This window comes from Fibrobacter sp. UWR3 (genome assembly GCF_900143055.1).
Lineage (GTDB): Bacteria > Fibrobacterota > Fibrobacteria > Fibrobacterales > Fibrobacteraceae > Fibrobacter.
The window spans coordinates 20,323-39,389 of the sequence record NZ_FRCW01000007.1 but is presented as its reverse complement, the minus strand read 5'-3'; the positions used below and the strand labels follow the sequence as shown (position 1 = coordinate 39,389).

General features: G+C 54.3%; 20 protein-coding genes. 7 read left to right on the top strand and 13 right to left on the bottom strand.

Going from position 1 to position 19,067, the window contains the following annotated elements:
* Positions 1-222: 222 nt before the first annotated feature.
* From BUA44_RS10140 to BUA44_RS10105, 8 genes are all read right to left on the bottom strand, one after another.
* Positions 223-597, bottom strand: coding sequence for a bactofilin family protein (locus BUA44_RS10140; protein ID WP_072811604.1), 375 nt, complete (start codon positions 595-597; stop codon positions 223-225).
* A 10-nt stretch (positions 598-607) separates the two neighbouring features.
* Positions 608-1,405: a M23 family metallopeptidase gene (locus tag BUA44_RS10135; protein ID WP_072811602.1), complete on the bottom strand. Its 798-nt coding sequence runs from the start codon at positions 1,403-1,405 to the stop codon at positions 608-610.
* A gap of 7 nt (positions 1,406-1,412) precedes the next feature.
* The gene (locus BUA44_RS10130) at positions 1,413-2,396 is read right to left on the bottom strand and encodes a ParB/RepB/Spo0J family partition protein (protein ID WP_072811600.1); all 984 of its coding nucleotides are present in this window, start codon (positions 2,394-2,396) and stop codon (positions 1,413-1,415) included.
* Positions 2,396-3,181, bottom strand: a complete 786-nt coding sequence (locus tag BUA44_RS10125; protein ID WP_072811598.1) for a ParA family protein — start codon at positions 3,179-3,181, stop codon at positions 2,396-2,398. The genes BUA44_RS10130 and BUA44_RS10125 overlap by 1 nt, the downstream gene beginning before the upstream one ends.
* Positions 3,178-3,867 carry a 16S rRNA (guanine(527)-N(7))-methyltransferase RsmG gene (locus tag BUA44_RS10120; RefSeq protein WP_143151949.1) on the bottom strand — a complete coding sequence of 230 codons (690 nt, stop codon included), beginning with the start codon at positions 3,865-3,867 and terminating at the stop codon, positions 3,178-3,180. Before BUA44_RS10120 ends, BUA44_RS10125 begins: the two co-directional genes overlap by 4 nt.
* A 221-nt stretch (positions 3,868-4,088) precedes the next feature.
* Complete coding sequence (locus BUA44_RS10115) at positions 4,089-4,859, bottom strand: hypothetical protein (RefSeq protein ID WP_072811593.1); 771 nt, start codon at positions 4,857-4,859, stop codon at positions 4,089-4,091.
* 45 nt (positions 4,860-4,904) lie between these two features.
* Positions 4,905-5,234, bottom strand: a complete 330-nt coding sequence (locus BUA44_RS10110) for a hypothetical protein (protein ID WP_143151948.1) — start codon at positions 5,232-5,234, stop codon at positions 4,905-4,907.
* A 20-nt stretch (positions 5,235-5,254) separates the two neighbouring features.
* A complete protein-coding gene (locus BUA44_RS10105) occupies positions 5,255-6,181 on the bottom strand; it encodes a T9SS type A sorting domain-containing protein (RefSeq protein WP_083579578.1) in 927 nt (308 codons plus the stop codon).
* Between the two features lie 237 nt (positions 6,182-6,418).
* On the opposite strand from BUA44_RS10105, the gene BUA44_RS10100 reads away from it, so the two are divergent.
* From BUA44_RS10100 to BUA44_RS10065, 6 genes are all read left to right on the top strand, one after another.
* Positions 6,419-6,919 carry an O-acetyl-ADP-ribose deacetylase gene (locus tag BUA44_RS10100; RefSeq protein WP_072811587.1) on the top strand — a complete coding sequence of 167 codons (501 nt, stop codon included), beginning with the start codon at positions 6,419-6,421 and terminating at the stop codon, positions 6,917-6,919.
* A 42-nt stretch (positions 6,920-6,961) separates the two neighbouring features.
* Complete coding sequence (locus BUA44_RS10095) at positions 6,962-7,345, top strand: hypothetical protein (RefSeq protein ID WP_143151947.1); 384 nt, start codon at positions 6,962-6,964, stop codon at positions 7,343-7,345.
* An 85-nt stretch (positions 7,346-7,430) separates the two neighbouring features.
* Positions 7,431-7,829, top strand: a complete 399-nt coding sequence (locus tag BUA44_RS10090) for a pyridoxamine 5'-phosphate oxidase family protein (protein WP_072811583.1) — start codon at positions 7,431-7,433, stop codon at positions 7,827-7,829.
* Positions 7,830-8,418: 589 nt separating this feature from the next.
* Positions 8,419-9,930 carry a FecR family protein gene (locus BUA44_RS10075; RefSeq protein WP_083579577.1) on the top strand — a complete coding sequence of 504 codons (1,512 nt, stop codon included), beginning with the start codon at positions 8,419-8,421 and terminating at the stop codon, positions 9,928-9,930.
* Positions 9,917-10,660, top strand: coding sequence for a hypothetical protein (locus tag BUA44_RS10070; protein WP_073114817.1), 744 nt, complete (start codon positions 9,917-9,919; stop codon positions 10,658-10,660). The genes BUA44_RS10075 and BUA44_RS10070 overlap by 14 nt, the downstream gene beginning before the upstream one ends.
* A complete protein-coding gene (locus BUA44_RS10065; RefSeq protein ID WP_143151946.1) occupies positions 10,653-11,774 on the top strand; it encodes a hypothetical protein in 1,122 nt (373 codons plus the stop codon). Before BUA44_RS10070 ends, BUA44_RS10065 begins: the two co-directional genes overlap by 8 nt.
* 64 nt (positions 11,775-11,838) lie before the next feature.
* Here BUA44_RS10065 and BUA44_RS10060 read toward each other — a convergent pair whose 3' ends face one another.
* From BUA44_RS10060 to murJ, 5 genes are all read right to left on the bottom strand, one after another.
* A complete protein-coding gene (locus BUA44_RS10060; RefSeq protein WP_072811570.1) occupies positions 11,839-13,092 on the bottom strand; it encodes an HD-GYP domain-containing protein in 1,254 nt (417 codons plus the stop codon).
* A gap of 72 nt (positions 13,093-13,164) precedes the next feature.
* On the bottom strand, positions 13,165-13,974 hold the full coding sequence (locus tag BUA44_RS10055; protein WP_143151945.1) for a hypothetical protein: 810 nt from the start codon (positions 13,972-13,974) through the stop codon (positions 13,165-13,167).
* A 122-nt stretch (positions 13,975-14,096) separates the two neighbouring features.
* Positions 14,097-15,188: a tRNA 2-thiouridine(34) synthase MnmA gene (gene mnmA, locus BUA44_RS10050; RefSeq protein WP_072811566.1), complete on the bottom strand. Its 1,092-nt coding sequence runs from the start codon at positions 15,186-15,188 to the stop codon at positions 14,097-14,099.
* Positions 15,189-15,225: 37 nt separating this feature from the next.
* Positions 15,226-16,242, bottom strand: a complete 1,017-nt coding sequence (nadA, locus tag BUA44_RS10045; protein WP_072811564.1) for a quinolinate synthase NadA — start codon at positions 16,240-16,242, stop codon at positions 15,226-15,228.
* Positions 16,243-16,285: 43 nt separating this feature from the next.
* Entirely contained in the window at positions 16,286-17,878 is a 1,593-nt protein-coding gene (murJ, locus tag BUA44_RS10040; RefSeq protein WP_083579576.1) for a murein biosynthesis integral membrane protein MurJ, read from the bottom strand.
* Between the two features lie 194 nt (positions 17,879-18,072).
* On the opposite strand from murJ, the gene BUA44_RS10035 reads away from it, so the two are divergent.
* Positions 18,073-19,053 carry a hypothetical protein gene (locus BUA44_RS10035; RefSeq protein WP_139258893.1) on the top strand — a complete coding sequence of 327 codons (981 nt, stop codon included), beginning with the start codon at positions 18,073-18,075 and terminating at the stop codon, positions 19,051-19,053.
* Positions 19,054-19,067: the final 14 nt, after the last annotated feature.

Below are 19,067 nucleotides of genomic sequence, written 5' to 3'. Positions count from 1 at the left end.
AGTTGTTCACAGCCATTGAAAAGTAAGGTTCAACACTTGTAAACATTGAAAAAAGTTGAGAGACTATAAACTTTTCAACATTTCTCAACCTTCAACATTTCTTCATAACCTATTGACCATCATCGCCTTATGCAAAATAGCCGGAAAACTTATCCACTATAAACAGCATCATAGTTATTACTATATATATAAATAAATAGATAACTATGATATGGTGGTGGATTAGGCCTTTTCCTCTTTCTTGGCAGGTGTTGCAGCCTGTGCCGGCATGCCCATCTGGCAGTTGCCCTGGAACATTGCGCCTTCCTGGATAATGAGCTGCTTGGTCTTGATGTTGCCCACGAACTTGGAGGAGCTCTCGAGGATGAGCTTTTCGGACACGTCGATATTGCCCTTCACGCTACCGGCGACAACGGCGTTGGTGGCCTTGATTTCGCCTTCGATGTAGCCGCTGCGCTCGATGATGAGCTCGCCTTCGATGTTGATGCTGCCGTTCACGTTGCCGGCAACACGCACGTCGCTCTTGCCGCTGATGTCACCCTTGATGGTGATGCTTCCGCCAATCTGGGTAATTTCCTGTTCGCCTTTTGTAGCCATTTTTAACCTCTTAGTAGTTGATATAGGTTTCCGGGTCCTGCGGGACCCCGTCTTTAATAATAGTATAATGCAGGTGCGGTCCGTTCGTGGTACCCGTGGCACCTACCGATCCGATGATGTCGCCCTTGTGAACGGGGCTCCCCTTTCTCGTCTTGATGTTCATCAAGTGCGAGTAGGTAGTGACGTAGCCGTTCCCGTGGTTGATTTCGATGGTGTTCCCGAGTTCGCCCTTCTTGCCTGCGAATTCCACGGTTCCCGTTCCGGTAGCGAAGACCGGGTTACCCGGGTTAGCCGAGAAGTCCGTACCGAGATGGCCGCTTTCCCCGCTGAATTTCTTGCTCACGATACCCACGACAGGTACGATATCCGGAATTTTCTCGATTTTTAACTTTTCCTCGAGGGTTTTCCACCCGTGTCCTTCGAAATCGATTTCGTTTTTCTCGGAAGGCGAGTGTGCGAACCTGTTCCTGTCTATAATACTGTTGATTTTGTTGGAGTCGTTCTCGATAAACGTCTCGAATATGTTCTGGATACGCTGTTCCAGTATCCAGAGAGAGTCAAGGCGCTCGAACATTTCCTCGTAGTTCTTGTCTTTCTTGATAAGTTGGGCATTGACCACGCGGATTTTCTCGTAACTTGCGACAATCCGGTTGATTTTTGCCAGATTGTAGCAGAAAGCACCGAGAACAATTATGAAAATTACCAGAAAAATCTTCCCGAAAAGGAACCACCTCGTCGAAACCTTGAACTTTTTGATTTCGTGCGAGTCTTCCGGGATAATCTGTACTGTGTAGTACTTCTTTTTCATGAGCTGCCTAGCGGTTTTCCATGATTTCCTGGATGCGGGTCAGGTCGTCCATGCTGTAGTACTTGATGACGATGGTGCCTTCCGGCTTGCCGGAGCTGCTCGGGTTGAGCTGCACCTTCGTGCCGAAGAACGTCTCGAGCCTTGTCTCGAACTGTTTCATGTCGGCGCTCAGTTCCGGCTTGGGCTTCGCGGGCGTCTCGGGCCCTTCGGCAGGCTCAGGGACCTTGACGTTTTCGGTTGGTGAGCCGGTTGATGAGCCTGTCGAATTAGTCGAACCATCGTCGTCGCCGCGGATAATCGCCTCGATCTGGCGAACGTTCAGGCCTTCCTCGATAATGCGTTCCGCAAGCGATTCGGGGTCGCCGATCTTGTCGCTGCAGAGTGCGCGGGCGGCACCGCTGTTCAACTTTCCTTCCTCTATCCAAACGAGCACCTGTTCCGGGAGCTTGAGGAGGCGCAGGCTGTTGGTAATCGCGGAGCGCGACTTACTCACAATCTTGGCCAGGTCTTCGTGCTTGTAGCCGTGCTTATCGATAAGTTGTTGATAGGAACGTGCAATTTCGACCGGGTTCAGGTCGACGCGCTGGATATTCTCGATGAGCGCCCATTCCGCCATCGCCTTGTCGTCGAGGTTCTCGAAGACTTGCGCCTTGATTGTCGGGAGACCTGCAATCCTGGTCGCGCGGGTACGGCGTTCGCCGCTGATAATCTGGTAACGGTCGCCCACCTTGCGCAGAGCGATCGGCTGGATAAGACCCTGCTGCTTGATGGAGTCGGCAAGTTCGGAAAGTTCCTCGTCGTCGAACGCCTTGCGCGGCTGGAAGGGGTTCGGGTCGATAAGGTCAATCGAGATTTCAACAATCTTCTCGAATTTTTCGGAAGTTTCGGCAGGATTGTTGATAGTGTTCGCCTGTTCACCTTTAAAATTGATGTCGTGGTCCTTCATGATGGCGGCGAGGCCGCGACCCAGTGCAAAAGATTTCTTTCCCATTACTTACCCTTGTTCAGAATTTCCTCGGCGAGTTTCATGTATGCCTGCGAGCCGGTGCTCTGCACGTCGTACAAAATGACCGGCTTTCCGTGGCTGGGGGCTTCGCTCAGGCGGACGTTTCTCGGAATCATCGTCTGGAATACCGTGTCGGAAAGGTTTTCGCGGACTTCGGCGGCGACCTGCTTCGAGAGGCTCAGGTTTGCGGAGTACATCGTGAGGAGCGCACCCTCGATCTTGAGGTTCGCGTTCAGGTTCTTCTGCACTTCACGGATGGTCTTGAAAAGTTCGGTCATACCCTGCAGGGCGTAGTATTCGCACTGGATAGGGATAAGCACGCTCGTCGCGGCGGTGAGCACGTTCAGAGTGAGCAGGTTCAGGCTCGGTGGTGCGTCGATGATGATGAACTCGTATTCGTTCTTGAGCACGTTGATGATTCGTTCGAGCCTGTGTTCGCGGCTCATCGCGTTCACCAGTTCGATTTCCATGACGGCGAGGTCCGGGCCAGAGGTAATGACCTTCAGGTAGTCGAGGCTCGTGTCCATGACGGCGGGCGCGATGTTCTCGAGCGTCATGTTGTCCGGGTTTTCCGCCAGGTCCAAAACCTCGTGGATATCCACTTCCTGGGATTCGTTGAAGCCGAGACCCTGCGACGCGTTCCCCTGCGGGTCCATGTCGATAAGGAGAGTCTTCTTTTCGAGAGCGGCAAAACTTGCAGCCAGGTTGACGGCTGTCGTGGTCTTGCCCACGCCGCCCTTCTGGTTGCATACTGCTATCACTTTACTCATTTATTACCTCGAGTGACTAAGGCGTAATCCTGTTCTTCGTTCGGCAGCTTGTATTTCCAGATGTTGACTGCCGGGTCGTTTTCCAGGTGTGAAATGCTATTGAAACTTTTTAATGTGAGGAAGAGTCCACCCTTCTTGAGGGCGGGCTGTGCACTTTCCCAGTCGTTTTCGAAAGTCGAGAGGGCGCGGCAGCTGATAAAGTCCAGGTCGGCAAGGCCCGAAGTCTCGAAGCGCTTGCCCACTACGGTCAGGTTCTTGAGTCCGAGTTTTTCCTTCGCGTAGTTCATGAACTCCACGCGCATGTGGCGGGGCTCCACCGCATAGAACTGCACCTCGGGCATCGCGATGGCGAGCGGGAAAACCGGACAGCCTGCACCAGCACCCATATCAGCCCAACGGTCATTGATATGCGGTGTCTTGAAGGTGCTGGGAAGAGGCTTTACATCTTCTATAAAGCTAGCTTGACAACAGTGAAAATATGGCATCAGCGAGTCGGCGATGTGCCTGCTGAGAAACTTCTCGGAATCCTTCGCTGAAATCAAGTTGCCGAATTGCTTGGTTTCCACCACCAGATCGGCAAAGTCATAGAGCTTGTCCATTTGCTCTTTGGACAACTCAGAGAGAATATGTTCCTTCAGGAACTGGTTCAGGAGATTCTGCTGCTCTATGTTTGTTCTGTAACTCAATTTTTCCTAACGTCATCCCCGCTGTCATTCTGGAGCCCCATAGGGGCGATAGAATCACGGGGATCTTCGATAAACAATGTTCCACGTGGAACCATTGTATGGTTTCACGTGGAACAATTTAGTATATCTTATGAAAAAAAGAGAACGCCGACATCGGCGCCCTTTCACTTTTTTAAAATATCCGTTAATAACTTTTTGATAAATGTTGAAATAGTGTGAACTTACCTTGAAAACTTCACGGTGTACTTTCCTCTTGCAGGGCGTCCGAGGAGGTCGAAGTGTCTTGCCTTTTTAGAGATGTTAGTCGGGCGTGGTGTCTGGAAAATCTCCAGAGGCTGTTCGGTGTTGAATGGTACGTAGAAGGTTTTGGTCCAAACGCTGTCGGTAGCTTTGCTGTGTCCCGAAGGATAGCCCACATTCCCTAGGAGTGCACCATCATATTCCACGAGGGTATCCCCCTTGGTTTCGTATTCGTACAGTTCCTTATAGGAACTGTCATTCGTCTTGGTCTGGAAGCACCTGTTTTCGAATCCGGGATCGTATGTAACTATGAATGAGGAGTTTTCGTAGAGGGTGTCGTTCCGGATGTGCCAAATTATTATAGTCGTATCGGAGCGTTCGTTTGATAACTTCTCGACGTAAATGGAATCTTCCGTGTGGAATACCCTGTACACTAGGGGGCCACGGTCATATATCTTGAAGTCTCCTTCTTGGGAGATTTCCGCTTTGTAACTCATCTGTTGATGTTCATATTTCTTGAATTCGCCATCCGGACTCATGCGTGTGTACCAGGTCCATAGGTAGGTATGGTCGTTTGAAAAGGTATATTTTTCCTGGGTATATTCGGAACTTGTGCTGTCGATGACCAGTCCTGTGTAATTATCGTTGAGTGCCTCGTACTGTGCGACAAAGATGTCGAACTTGGCGCGGATGCAGTCGACCGCATATGCGCTCAAGGCTAGAAGTGCGAGTATGGCTAATATTCTCCTCATATCGCTAATATATATAAATCAATACAGAATGTTTCACGTGGAACATCAGAACTTCAGTTTGCTGCTGGGTATCACGAAGCAACCGGCGGTTCCGTTCCCGCCAAGGACTGCCCCGAGCACCGCCCCTGTCGCGCAGAGCGTATTTATAAACAGCGTATTGTTTGCAAGTTCGCTCTTTTCTGCGCTTCGTACCGGCTGATTGATGGTCCTGGAAGTATCGGCGGGTATCTCTACCTCGTCGCTATAGTCCACCTTGAATATCATGGCGCGGTCGATTTTCGGCAAGTCCTCTGCCTGCTTTTGTGGCAGTAGCTGGGCGAACGATATCCCGCCGGCAATCATTACGAGCAATATGACGAATATATAGTGTTTCACGTGAAACCACCCCTGTTGTCTTACTTCAGGAGAATCTTCTGCGTGTGGTTGACTCCCGGACCCTCGATGCGGAGCATGTACATGCCGGCCCTGAGTGCGGACAGATTCATTATGCCGGTAGCTGGTGCCGACATCACGACATTCCCCTGGAGATCGACGACGGTTGCCTTCCCGAGGGCTGCCGCTCCGGTAAGTTGCAGTATGCGGCCCGAAAGGGTCGCCTTGACGGGAATCGTGGTGGGGTCGCTCCCGATTCTGTCGGGCATTGGACCGCAACATGAACACATGCCGAAGGAACCGACCATATAAATCAGGAAATCCCCCTCAGTTCCCGCCCGTTCATTAAATGCCAGCTTGACGGAGGCCGTCTTTGCAAGTACGGAATCCAGGTTGGCTTCCTTGCCCCATCCGGTCTCCTGCCTGAATTTATCCCATCGAAAATTCGTGGTATTCATGGATGCCGCCTTCGCGACAGTTGCCTTGTAGTTGTTGAATGCGGTCACGTCCTCTTCATTTTCGGGAACGAGTTCGATGCTGAAACCGATTGTGGACTGGTACTCGAGGCAAAAGCCTCCCCAGGCGGAAATGTCTGCGCCTTCCTTTTGCTCGTTCCAGACATTGAAACCGATTCCGGCATAGGGGAACTCGTAGCCATCGCCCATTTTTACACTGGCCTGGATACCGTTGTAGTTTTCAATGAGCGGACCATAGAAATTGCCGTATGCGTTCGGTTTGATATCAGAAGGGAACGTGATAGTGGAATTTCCGCTATCAGCTGCATCGGTGTAATCGAACCACCAGCCGGACGTAGAGTCGGGTGACCCGGTTTCGACTCGGCCTATGGTGTCGGTCGAGGCGAGCCACAAAAATGTCGGGCTGGCGGTATTTGCCGCAAGTGCAGTTGTAGCGGCGCAGGCGAGCGCCATGAAAATCATTCTCCTATCCATATTTTCTCCTTTTAAGGAGGGCTTAATCCCTGATACCCAAATATATATTCAGTTTTCGCGAAAAATTCGTTTATTTGAGATATTTTTTTATTATTGACATTCTTTGTCATCAAATGTTTATATATTGCCGGCAGGACCATTCCAGGGAGGTTCCCATGTGTTCCCTCATCGCGGCAATTTTCATAACGGTTCTGCTTATCATGTGGTATAAATAGTATATTTATGCCGGAGGCCTATATGGTAGAAATCGAGATTATCCAGGGCGACATCACTAAACTTGCGGTGGATGCCATCGTGAATGCGGCGAACTGTTCCCTGCTGGGTGGCGGTGGTGTGGACGGCGCAATCCACCGGGCGGCAGGTCCGGAACTGTTGCAGGCGTGCATCCCCCTGAACGGTTGCGAGACGGGCAAGGCGAAAATCACCCCCGGGTTCAGGCTTCCGGCAAAGTTCGTCATCCATACTCCGGGCCCCATCTACCGGGATGGCCTGCACGGCGAACCCGAACTGCTGGAATCCTGCTACAAAAGTTGCCTCGATTTGGCCGAGGAGAACGGCTGCGAGACGGTCGCCTTCCCTGCTATTTCTTGTGGAGTTTATGGCTACCCCTGGGAGGCCGCTACCGAGATTGCAATCCGAACTGTTGATAAGTACCCTGCAAAATGCCTCAAGAAGGTGGTCTTCTGCTGTTTCGGTGAACAGATGTTGAAAATTTATCGGGACGCGTACCGGAAATAGGTGAATGATATCTTCAAAGAGAAACTACAGAGGGCGCTGCAGATGAATAGGCTTGTCGTATTCGTTTTGATTATTTCATCTATAGCTTGTGCAGAAAACGGGTTTTGGAAAGAATTTGATTGCCCTAATAAAAGGATACTAAAAAATATTATAGACACATCCTTTTCTGCGGGAAAGTGTGAAAATTCTTTATGTTCGTACAAAATGGTGCAGCATAGAATCGATACTTATGTATGTGGTACCGATACGTCGACTGTGTTTAAAGATGTTTTTATTTCGATTGAACCGAAATTCTCTGGTAAGTGCAAAAAGGAAAAGGGTAATCTGAGATTGACTGAGGAAGGGGCTTGCATAATTTCTTATGGGTCCAAAGAAGAGTATTTTTTTGTGAAAAGATGCGGCAAGGATTTCTGTATAAAGAAATAGTTTTGTTATGTTAAAGAAATAAACACCGAAGAAAACATCTTCTTTTTGTATATTATATATATAACGTTAAAAGGAAAAGAATAAAATGGAAGAAGTCGTAAAATTTCTCAAGGCATGCGGTGCGTATTTCCTCGCGACGGCCGACGGCGACCAGCCGCGCGTCCGCCCGTTCGGTACTGCCAACATTTTCGAGGGCAAGCTCTATATCCAGACCGGCAAGTCCAAGGACTGCTCCAAGCAGATCCAGAAGAACGGCAAGGTCGAAATCTGTGCCATGAACAAGGCCGGTAACGAGTGGGTCCGCATTGCCGGTACCCTGGTCCGCGACGACCGCCGCGAACCGAAGGTCGACATGCTGGAGCACTACCCCGAGCTCAAGTCGATGTACTCGCCCGACGACGACAACACCGAGACGCTCTACTTCAAGGATGCGACCGCTACGTTCTACAGCTTTACGGCGGCTCCCCGCACCGTGAAGTTCTAGGCGCCTGTTTTACAAGAAAGACCTTCCACGCGTCTTCCGGGTTTGACCCGAAATCTTTTGGACGGCGCGGCTGGCAGAAAAATTTGCCTCGACGACCTCATCGTCGGGGCATTTTATATTGTAAGAAGCCCTTGCTCTGTTAATTATATTGTAAACATTCTATTAACAAAATGCATGGAAGCGCAGAAGTTGACTTTTATATTCGTGAATAAATTTTGGATTGATTTCAATTTTTGGGATGTTTCACGTGAAACGCGGGTTGCTCATGTGGATAACTTGTGCGGTTTGGAAATTACGAATTACTATCGCAAATCATAAATCAACATAATATTAACATTGAATTAACGTTACGTATACGGATGCCATGTTGAAAATATGACCTTCCCGGAGCCAGGATGACTTGACAATTCCGCAATCGACTGCTGGAAAAAAGTAGTCGTTCGCGTCACGCGGAATTGCATTGTCGCCGTGATAGGCTTGATTATACCGCTTTGGAATAAAGCGGCGCGTGCTTTTTTGAAAATTATAGTCTATATTTATGTTTGTGTTGCGCCCTGTGGCGTAGTGTTTTTTGTTTCCGAGAGGTCCTATGTCTATATTCAGGAGCTTAACGGTTTGGGTGGTTTTGGCGGTCACCTTCACGATGGCTGCCCCGCAGAGCGCCAAGGTACGTTCTGTTCTTGGCGACGTCTCGTTCAAGAAGAAGGGTAATGGCGACTGGGCTAGCTTGCGCGTAGGCGCAAAGGTCCAGGACAAGGACCTCATCCAGACGGATGTGGAATCCGGCGTGCTCATCTCGATGCCCGAGGGCAGCACGATTTCCATCGAGGAGAACGCGCTTGTCGAGTTTACGCAGGTGCTGTTCATCAAGGATTCGCAGATTTCCGAAGTCAATATCAAGAAGGGCCTATTGCGCTTCAACGCGCAGAAGCAGACCGGCAAGAAGAGCCAGTTCAAGTTCAAGACCGGGACCATGACCGCATCGATTCGCGGTACGGACGGCACCATCGGCGTGACCAACGGCGGGCAGTCGTTCGGTTCGCTCAACTCGGGCGAGATGGTGATGGAACAGGACGGCCAGGAAGTCGCGGTTCACGCGCAGCAGTTTGTCGCCTTCCGCAAGGGCAAGCCGCCCGTGGTTGTCGAGGCGAAGAATGCGGGCGATCCGGACTTCGCGAAGAAGATAAGCGAGGCCGTGGACGATACGACGAAGTCCGTCGAGGATATCCAGAAGCAGGCGAAGGAAATCGACGAGACTATCGAGAAGCGCAATGAGGACCTGCGGTCCAAGTACGAATGCCGGTTCGAGCCCGTTCCCACGCTGGTGAACGCCGACAGCATCGAAATCTTTGCGACCTGTACCGAAGGCATGCAGGTGGCGATTGGCCCCGAACGCTACACCTCCGACGGCAAGCGCATGCGCTTTGTGCCCACCTGGAGCCGTGCCGCGCTTGGTCCGAAGAAGTTCGAGGCGATATGCACTGCCGAACACAATTCGTTTGTATGTGGCAACATTTCGTTTGTCTACAGGTTCGACCGCAGCGTGAAGGTTATCAAGTCCGACGTGACCAAGTGCGAGGTGCTCTACACCACGTCCGGGTTCAGGGACAACGAGGGCAAGCTCTCTATCTTTGCGCACGACAGCCTCCTCAAGGAAGTCACGCTGGATAGGGACTGCGCGGCAACTTTCAAGCTGTTGCCGGGTACGTTCAAGTACAAGTTCGTGCCCGAGAACGTGGAAGGTGTCGATGCCAGCATCGAGCGCGAGTTCGCTTGCTTCCCCAAGACGGGCGTGAAGGTGAAGGTGCGCGGCGGTGCGAAGGAAGTCTTCAAGAAGAAGGTTTCGCAGGGAGCCTCGCTCTACCCCGAGCTCCTGTTCGACGTGGAGCACATCGTGAACAACGACCCCGCACAGATCAAGTCGGTCGAGGTCAGTGTTGGCGGCAAGACGTACGAGACGAAGTACGTGCCCTCCGAAACGGGTATCGGCTACAGCGCCACGGTGCAGATTCAGCGCGGTAAGATGACCACAGTGAAGATCAAGGTCAGCATGCTTAGCGGCGAGACCGTGCTCGCGACCAAGGTGTATGAGTTCAGGTAGCGTGCGTCTGGAAGATAATTCCCGGCGCGGCGCACGCGCCATGTTCTTCCTGAAATTCTTGTATATCATTATCGTCGTATTCCTGGTGCTGTGCAATACCGTCATCCAGGTTACGGGCTATATGGCGAGCGGGGCCGTGACGGATGCGGATACCGCCCGGCATCTCTACTATCTGTTCTTGGCAGCCTTGGTTCCGATGATTGGAACTATGGCCGTATGCTTTGTCGTGTTCTGGCTTTTTTTCGTCTACTGGATATTGTGGCTTTACCGTGCCATAAGGAACTTGCGCTGCCTCACGACGACGACCTTCTCTCCGAACGTTGCGGTTGTTTGTTCGGTGCTCCTCCCCTACATCGGGCATATTTTCGATGTGTTCATCTTGCGCGATATCGCACGGCGGCAACAGAAGCTGCTTGACGGGCGCGGTATTCAATACACGCCCGTGACCGGGCGCGACCTCGTTATTTTCCTTGCCTTCATTCTTGTCGGCATCGTGGTGGCATTCGCCGAGATTGCAGATTCCTGGTCTGGCTGTTTTGCGGCATGTGCCGCGATGGTCGGGCTTATGGTGAGCTACTTGCGCGTGTTGCGCCCCTGCGTGGAGCAGGGAAACATGCTCTACAAACTTCACGAGGAAGATGTCCTGCGCGCGAAGGTGGACGAGGTCTTGCGCGAGCGCGAAATCGAGAAGGCGGCGCGCGAAATCCAGGAGGCGAAATTCGATGAATAGACTGACCATGCCCTTGCTTGCATTTTTACTTGTGCTTTCGACTGTGCTCGAAGGCTGTGCGGGTTTATTCCGGTTCACGCCTAAAGAAGATGCGGCGCCTGCCATGAACATGACGTTCACGCGCGTGTTCGGCAACTACATGATTCGTTCGCCCGAGCCCATGAAGATTGCGCTTGCCGATACCGGATGGAGCGCGCTTGAACTGTACGAGGACGCCGATTCGAAGGTGGTGACGTTCTACCGCGACTCGGGCCGCGTGAGCGTCTCGGTTTCGGCGACTACCCCGCAGAAACTCAGGACCGATGGCGTAAAGGACTACGACCCTGCCGACCCGGATTCCGTGAAACTCTGGAAGATGCTCGAAAAGGAAATGCTGGATTTCAAGGCCCCTGCGGGCGATTCGTCTGCGGCAGCTACGATTGGGGGCGTCGTGCGCACCGCGAACCGCGGGCACGTTTGCATGAGCGACAGCATCAAGAACAAGTGCACCTTCGTTATCGTGACCGAAAAAGGCAACTGGGTGATTTCGGGTGTGGTTGCCCCTAAGGACGTGAACGCCGAGGAACTCGGTACGCGGACGCTTTCCATGATAGACAACGCGGAACTGAGCGATTACGAGAAGCATGCGACCCGCGTGCTGAAGAGCTACGGCGTGGGCATGTCCATCTGGTACAACTGGGAGGACGAGGATGCGAATCCTGACCGCGATTTTAGCAAGGCGCTGCTCATCCGTCGGGGTGGTATCATTGACTTTGGCGGAACGCTCGCTTTCAACTACTCGAATCTATTAGGATTCAACTACGGTGACGCCTGGCACAACTGGGGCTGGCGCTACATGACCATGTTCGGTTTCCGCATCTACATGTTCAGCGCGTTCGTGTCTCCGTTCATTGGCGCCCATATAGGGCTTGGCATGCAGTACGACGACCATTACAGCAAGTTTGCGGACAAGTTCGCGATAAACCTCGCGGGCGATGTTGATGCGGGCCTCGTGATTTGCCGTTACTGCAAGTACCAGGTTGAACTGGGCGCATCGTACGATGCCGTCGAGGACGGGTTCTTCAACGACCAGGTGTTCGGTGCGTTCAACTTCTACGCGGCAGTGAACTACTAGCCTTCGCGTAGTCCTGCAGGATTACTGCATTGTTCTTTCGGGGGGCTGTTACCGGGCCTTGGCACTACACCTTGTTGTTCAGCGTAGTGCGTTCGTCGTAGAGTTTCTGCGAGATCTTCGTGAATGCTTCCACCACCGTGGGGTCGAAGTGCTTGCCTGCGCCTTCCGTGATGATTGCCATCGCCTTCTCGTAGGTGAACGGCTTCTTGTACACACGCTCGGCCACGAGGGCGTCGAACACGTCCGCGACCGCCATGATGCGCGCCGACAGCGGGATTTCCTCGCCCTTGATTCCCGTGGGGTATCCGGTGCCGTCCCACTTTTCGTGGTGGTAGTGCGCCATCTCCATGGATTCCTTCAGGTAGTTGTAGTCCATCGTGTCGTTGGTGTTCGCCTCGATTTTCGCGAGGATGTTTGTACCCTCGGTGGTGTGGCTCTTCATGATGGCGAATTCGTCGTCGGTAAGCTTGCCCGGCTTGTTCAGAATCAGGTCGGAAACGGCAATCTTGCCGATGTCGTGCAGAGGCGCGGAACGCTTGAGCTTCTCGATGTACTTCTCGTCGAGCACGTCGCTGTACTTGCCTTCCTTGAGGAGTTCGCGCGCGATGGCTTCCACGTAGAACGCGGTTTTTTTGATGTGGTTGCCGGTGCTCGTGTCGCGCGCCTCCACCATTTCGGCGAAGTTGATAATAATTTCGTCCTGCATGTGCTGGATGCGTTCGGCGGCGGCCTCGAGCCTGTTGATGAACCCGATGGAATCCATGCACGTCTTGGTGAACGCCTTGTAGAGGTGTTCGATTTCGTCGGAGGTGTGGATGTTGAGACTCTTGATTTCGCGCATGTCGTTTGCACGGTCCTGTTCCATGTTGTAGGCGAAGTGAATCGCGGCCGATGCCATGCGGTTCACCGGGTGCACGATTCTCCTGTTCACGAACTCGAGCATGATGCTCATGATGAGGATGGATACGCCGAAGAACATCGAAAGGAGCTTGATGAAGAATTCCGCCTGGTCGGTGATGATTTCGCCCATGGAAATGTCGGCGGCGATGTAGGCGACCGTCTTTCCGGAAGAGTTCTTGAGCGGCTTGTAGACCGTGAGGAGCCAGCCGTACTGGTCGTCGGAGATGATTGGCTCGATGGGTTCGCCCTTGAGCAGTTGCGGCAGGAACGGCTCGAAACTCGGGTCGAAGTCGATGAGGTCGCCAGGCTGGCTCGCCTTCTCGCCGTCCTTGGTGTCGAGATCGAACACCACGTGGCAGCCGTCCGGCTGTATGCGGTAGACGTACAGGTAAAGCGCCTGCGGGAACCCGTCCCTCATCTTGTAGAGTTTCTGTTCTATGTCGATGTAGCCCTCCGCTTTGCGGCCCTTCTCGATGAACTCGTCTATCCGCTAAGTATCGACGGCGACGGATGCCGCCTCGGTAAGGCCGTGCGCGATGTCGGTGAATTTCTCGATGGACTGCTGCCGGTAGAGGACAAAACCCGTGATACTCGCCAGCACACCGAGTAGGATTTCTGCCGTTATGACAATGACGACCACCCTGCGCAGGAGAGAATGCTTGATGGCGCGCGTGCCGTCCGCTTCGAGTTGGGCGACGGGGTTCGGGTCGAAGAGGAAAACCCTGCTGCAGTGCGTCTTTATGTGCAGCGGAATCTTGTGGTAGGTGATGATGACCGTGGCGACGACGAATATCTTGTCGATGACATCAATGATGAAGTCGGCGACGAGCTGCGAGGTGAACTTGGAAAGCCCGAGGTGCTCGTGGATGCCGATGGCGAACGGGGCCGAGACGCCTTCGCCGAAATCGTAGCCGTAGAGGAAATAGGTGAGGACGGACCCGAGTACGCCGCCGAGGATGGCGAACATGAGCACCGTGACGATTATCTTGGGGAGTGTCCTGAAGTAGCCCTTCTGCTGGAATATGGCGGCCATCGCGCCGATGAGGATGCTGATGATGCCGTAGTAGAGCGTGGGGAGGTCGGATATGCTGTTGAACGCGTTGGAGCAGAAGCCCACGATAACCGCGGGGAGCGTGCCGCCGAGCATACCGGCGAGGATTGTGCCGATGGAATCGATGAAGACGGGGATTCCGAGCGCAATCGCTATCTTGGAGGGGATTATGTTGACGAGGAACGCGATGGTGATAAGCGCCACGGCATAGTGCAAGTCCTTTGATTTCAGTATCGATAACAGTTTCATCGAATAAACCTCGGGAACCTAGGTCCGGGAAAATCTACATGTAAAATCTATTATGATTTTTGGCCTACGGCACGTAATTTTTTAGAAAAGAGGGCGAATTGTGCGGGTGGGTCGCGGGCGGCCTAGGCGATGATGGCGGAGGCGACCACGCCCGAGTCGGCGTACAGCACGAGAATCTGGCCGGGTGCGGAGGCGAACTGCGGTTCGTCGAACCGCACGCGGATGAACCCCTTCTGCGTGTCGAGCGCCTCGATGCGGGCGGGGGTGCCCTTGTGCCCGAGACGGATATGCGCGGTGAGTTCGCCCTTCAGGAGCGGGGAGGATTCCGATACCATCAGGTTGAGTTCCGTGCCCTCGACCGCCGTGCAGTCGAGCGTGCTGCGGGGCCCGAGAACCACCTGGTTCTTCTTCACGTCTATCGCCACCACGAAGAGCGGCTCGGGCTGCCCGCCAATGTTGAGGCCCTTGCGCTGCCCGATGGTGTAGTGGATGATTCCCCTGTGCCTGCCCAGCACCTTGCCCTGCAGGTCCACGAAGTCGCCGGGCACGTTGTCGGACTCGTCGAACAGTACGGAATAGTCCCCGCACTCGAGGAAGTCCATGCTCTCTTTCTTGGTGGCGAAATCTATCCAGCCGATATCCTTTGCGAGTTCCTTCACCTGGACCTTCGTCATGCCGCCCAGCGGGAACATGACCGTCGAGAGCTGCTCTGCGGTGAGGCGCGAGAGGAAGTACGTCTGGTCCTTGCCGTGGTCGAGCGCCGCGTACAGGAAGGGAACGTCGGGGTTCTTGAAATCGAGTCGGGCGTAGTGCCCGGTGGCGAAGTAGTCGAACGCGATTCCCATGCGGCGGGCCGCCGTCTGGAGCGCGCCGAACTTGATGAACTGGTTGCAGCGCACGCACGGGTTCGGCGTGCGTCCGGCGCGGTATTCGGCACGGAAGTAGTCGAGAACTTCACGCTTGTAGTCTTCGGAGATGCGTACCACGTGGTGCGGGATACCGAGCCGGTCGGCGACCGTCTTCGCCTCGGCGATGCTCGCATCCTCGCCCGGGCCGAAGCAGCCCTCGCGGCCTTCCACGTGCGGCATGTCGATGGAACCGTCCCATGTGGCCATCGTCATGCCGATGACCTCGTAACCCTGCTGTTTTAGTAGGAAAGCGGCGAGGGCGGAATCCACTCCGCCGGAAAGTCCGACTGCTACCTTCTTTGCCATGCGCGTGCCTGCTTGTTTGTTGCTGTGTAGTTGTGCGCTAGAGGTTCGCGTAGTGGAACATCGCGTCGATGCATTTCTTCGCCTTCACGCGCGTGTCTTCGTCGAGTTCCACGCGGTTCGCCTTTTCGGGATGGCGGAGCGTCTCGAGGATGTTCTCGAGCGAGTTAGACTTCATGTACTTGCACATGCTGCAGCTCCCGATGAATTCCATGTCGGGGTGCTCGTAGTGCATGCGTGCGTTGAGCCCGCATTCCGTAAGGAGCAGCACCTTGCTCTTGGGCGGCAGCCCGTCGATGTACTTGACCATCTGGCCGGTACTGCCCACGAAGTCGCTGTAGAACGCCGCGGACGGGTTGCATTCGGGGTGGCTCACCACCTTGAGGCCCGGATTCTGGCTGCGGAAGAACTGGATGAGTTCTGCGTCGTATGTCTCGTGCACGTAGCAGCTGCCCGTGTAGAGCACGATGTCTTTCTTGACGCCGCGGCTCTTCATCTCGGTGATGATGTTCTGGCCCATGAGCTTGTCGGGCACAAAGCAAATCTTGTCGTTCGGGTAGGCTTCCACAATCTTCATCACGTTGCCGCTCGTGACGCACACGTCGCAGGCCGCCTTCACGTCGGCGGTGGTGTTGATGTAGCAGATGAAGGCGTGGTCCGGGTACTTTTCGCGCAGTGCCTGCACGTCCTTGCCCGTGATGGAGTCGGCGAGGCTGCAGCCCGTGAGCGTTCCCGGGATAAGCACGTCCTTTTGCGGGCTCAGGATCTTGGCCGTTTCGCCCATGAACCGCACCGCGGAGAACAGGATGGTGTTCTGCGGGACCTTGGTGGCGTCTTCGCTCAGCTTGTAGCTGTCGCCCGTGTAGTCGGCGACGCCGAGCACGATTTCGGGTGCGCAGTAGCTGTGCGCGAGGATGACGGTATCCTGGTCCTTTTTGCGTTCGTTGATCTCGTTGATCAGCGGGAGCATCTGTTCGACTTTTTCACGGGTGTAGTGGCAAAGCACGGCGCCCGGCTGGATTTTGTTCAGTCTGTTGAAAAGTTCGTCTGCGGTCATGTTTACAAATATAGAAAAAGGTACGGGCGGAATCGCCCTGCGCCTACCTTGCGAGGTGCAGCTTGCGGAGCACCTTGCCGAGCAGTTCGTTCAATATATCCTTTGCGTCCTTGCTGCCCAGGTAGCGCTGCACGATGAGCGTGAGCGTGAAGAGCCCAATGCCCGCTGCGCAGGCATATATGACGAGGACGATAAGGCTTGTGTTACGTACAAATTCACCGGAGACGTGGTCGAGCCCGATGGCGGCCGCAATCATGATGCCGAAGGCGATAAGCGCGCGGAGCATGTTGAGGAGGGCATCCCTCATGCCGTCGGTGCCGTTCTTCTTGGCCCACATGAAAATCATCGAGATAACTTGCAGTATGGCGCCCGTGGCGCCGACAATGGGCACGCTCTTGATGCCGAGCCCCGCTTCGGGAGCGCCGAGCACGATGTACGCGGGAATGGTCGCCGCGAAGATGCCGGTGTTGAGGAGGGTCGGCACCCACATGCGCTCATAGGCATAGAAACTGCGGACGAGAACCGCCTGCAGGCAGAGCCCGAGGCTTACGGGCAGGTACCAGCGGAGGATTTCGGAAATGGCTTCGGTCGTTTCGCGCTGGAAGGCGCCGCGCTCGAAGAGGATGCGCACCGCCGGGAAGCTGAGCGCCCACACGGCGACGACTGCCGGGATGAGGATGCAGAACATGCGCGAAAGGCTCTTCCAGATTTTGCGGTTGAGTTGCCCGAAGTCGCCCTCCTTCACGAGGCGCGCCATGTCGGGATAACTCGTGACGGATACGGAGAACCCGAAGACCGCTACCAGCGTGTACATGACGCGGTAGGCGTAGTTGAGGCTAGAGATGCCTCCCGTGCCGAAGTTCGCGCCGAAGCTACGGATAATGAATTCGAGCCCGAACATGGAACCCACGCCGAGCGACATCGGGAGCATCATCTTGAAGTAGCGCACGATATCCGGGTGTGTCGGCTGTATCAGGAGTTCGTAGTGCACGCCGCCACGCCGGGCGCCGAGAATCTGGAGCGCGAAGAACCCGATGAAGGCGCCCACCGGCACGCCCCAGGCGAAACCTTCCAGGCCGTAATCCGTGCCGGTGTACTTACCGAGCGCGAGCCCGAGGGCACCGCCACCGACAATCGCCACGTTGTAGATGAGGCCCGTCAAGGAGGGAATAAGGAACTGCTTGCGGGTGTGCTGCACGGCCACGAGGATGCTCCCCACGAAGATGAACACCTGGCCGGGCAAGATGATGCGGCCATAGTACGTGGCGCGCTCGATAAGTTCCGGCGTGGCTCCGTCTACGGTCAAGAGCTGCAAAAGTTCCTGCATCCAGATGAAGGCGGGAACTACGAGAACCAGGAGTGCAATCCCGAAGGTGTTCAGCACGTTGCTGAAGAACTTCCAGCCGCCCTTCTCGTCGCCCGCGACCTTGTAGCCCGTGAAAATCGGGATGAAGATAATCGAGAGGAAGCCCGTACTCACCACATGGTTGAGGATGTCCGGAATCATGAAGGCGAGGTCGAGAGCGTTCTTTTCGAGCGATACGCCTGCGGCATGGGCGAGCAACATTTCGCGGAAAATCCCGAGGACACGGCTCAGGAGCATGGATACGGCGACGATGATGGCGGCTTTATTCATAGGTTAGTTATTGGTCATTAGTTATTAGTCAATAGTCATTGGTCATTAGTTATTGGGCAATAGTCATTAGGATTGTCATCCTGAGCGGAGGGCGAAGCCCGAAGTCGAAGGATCTAGTCCTGTATTTATTAAAAAAATAGAAAGTTGTATGCACGGTTTGCCCACTTTTGGCACTTTTTTATATCTTTATGAATATGAAAAAGTTTATCGCAGCGCTTTTCTCCCTCGCGGTGGTTTCGTTCGCCGCGAACGTCCAGATACTCGAGCCGACGGGTGCCGACTTTTCGGATGATGCCCCGACGGTGGTAAAGTCCCTGCTCCGCGCGGCGGTAAGCAAGTCGGGCAATACGCCCGTCGAGGATTCTTCCGAAATCCAGCTCCGCACGAGCATCATGACCATGGGCGGTTACATCCTGGTGATCTGCGAACAGCTCAAGGGTGGCGCCGTTGTGGTTTCGAGCAAGCAGAAGTCTGCGAGCGTTGACGACCTGGATGTATCTATCGAGAAGGCGACCGTGGAGGCGCTCCTGGGCCCCCAGGAAAACCTTATCGACCAGGCTCCTGCCGAGAGTACGGCCGAGGCGAAGAAAGAACCGCTCCCGGTGAACACGTCTGTCGTTACCGTAGAGTACGAGGAAAAGCCCGCACCGGATACGCTCGAGAAGAAGCGCCCCACGCGCAACTACAACGGTTTTGGCCTGGGCGTTGCCCTGTGGCACAACTACGACTACTCTGCCGACCCCGATAACGAGGACGACAAGGACGTGGACCGCGACTGGTCGACGTCATTCGTGGTCCACTACGCGAGGATTTTCGAGGTGTCGAACCATGCCGCCATTACCATGCTGAACAACACGAATATGGTGTTTGGCAAGGGCTGGCAGATTCACGAGACATTCCTTATCGGTGGTCGTTACTACATCCAGTCGGGGGCGGTTTCTCCGTACTTTGGTGCCGGAATCGGACTTGGCGCGCAGTTGGATAACCACTACGCGGAGTTTAGCGAATATTTCGCGCTGGGTATTGCCGGCGGAGTCGAGGCGGGCATAGTGTTCTTCCGCAATTCCGCGATGCAGCTGGAACTCGGTGCCACGTGGGATGCCCTGTGGGACGGCTTCAGCGATTTTGGCCGCCGCTTCGGTGCAGGCAGCCTCTACATTGCCATTAACTACTAGTTGTGTTGCAACGC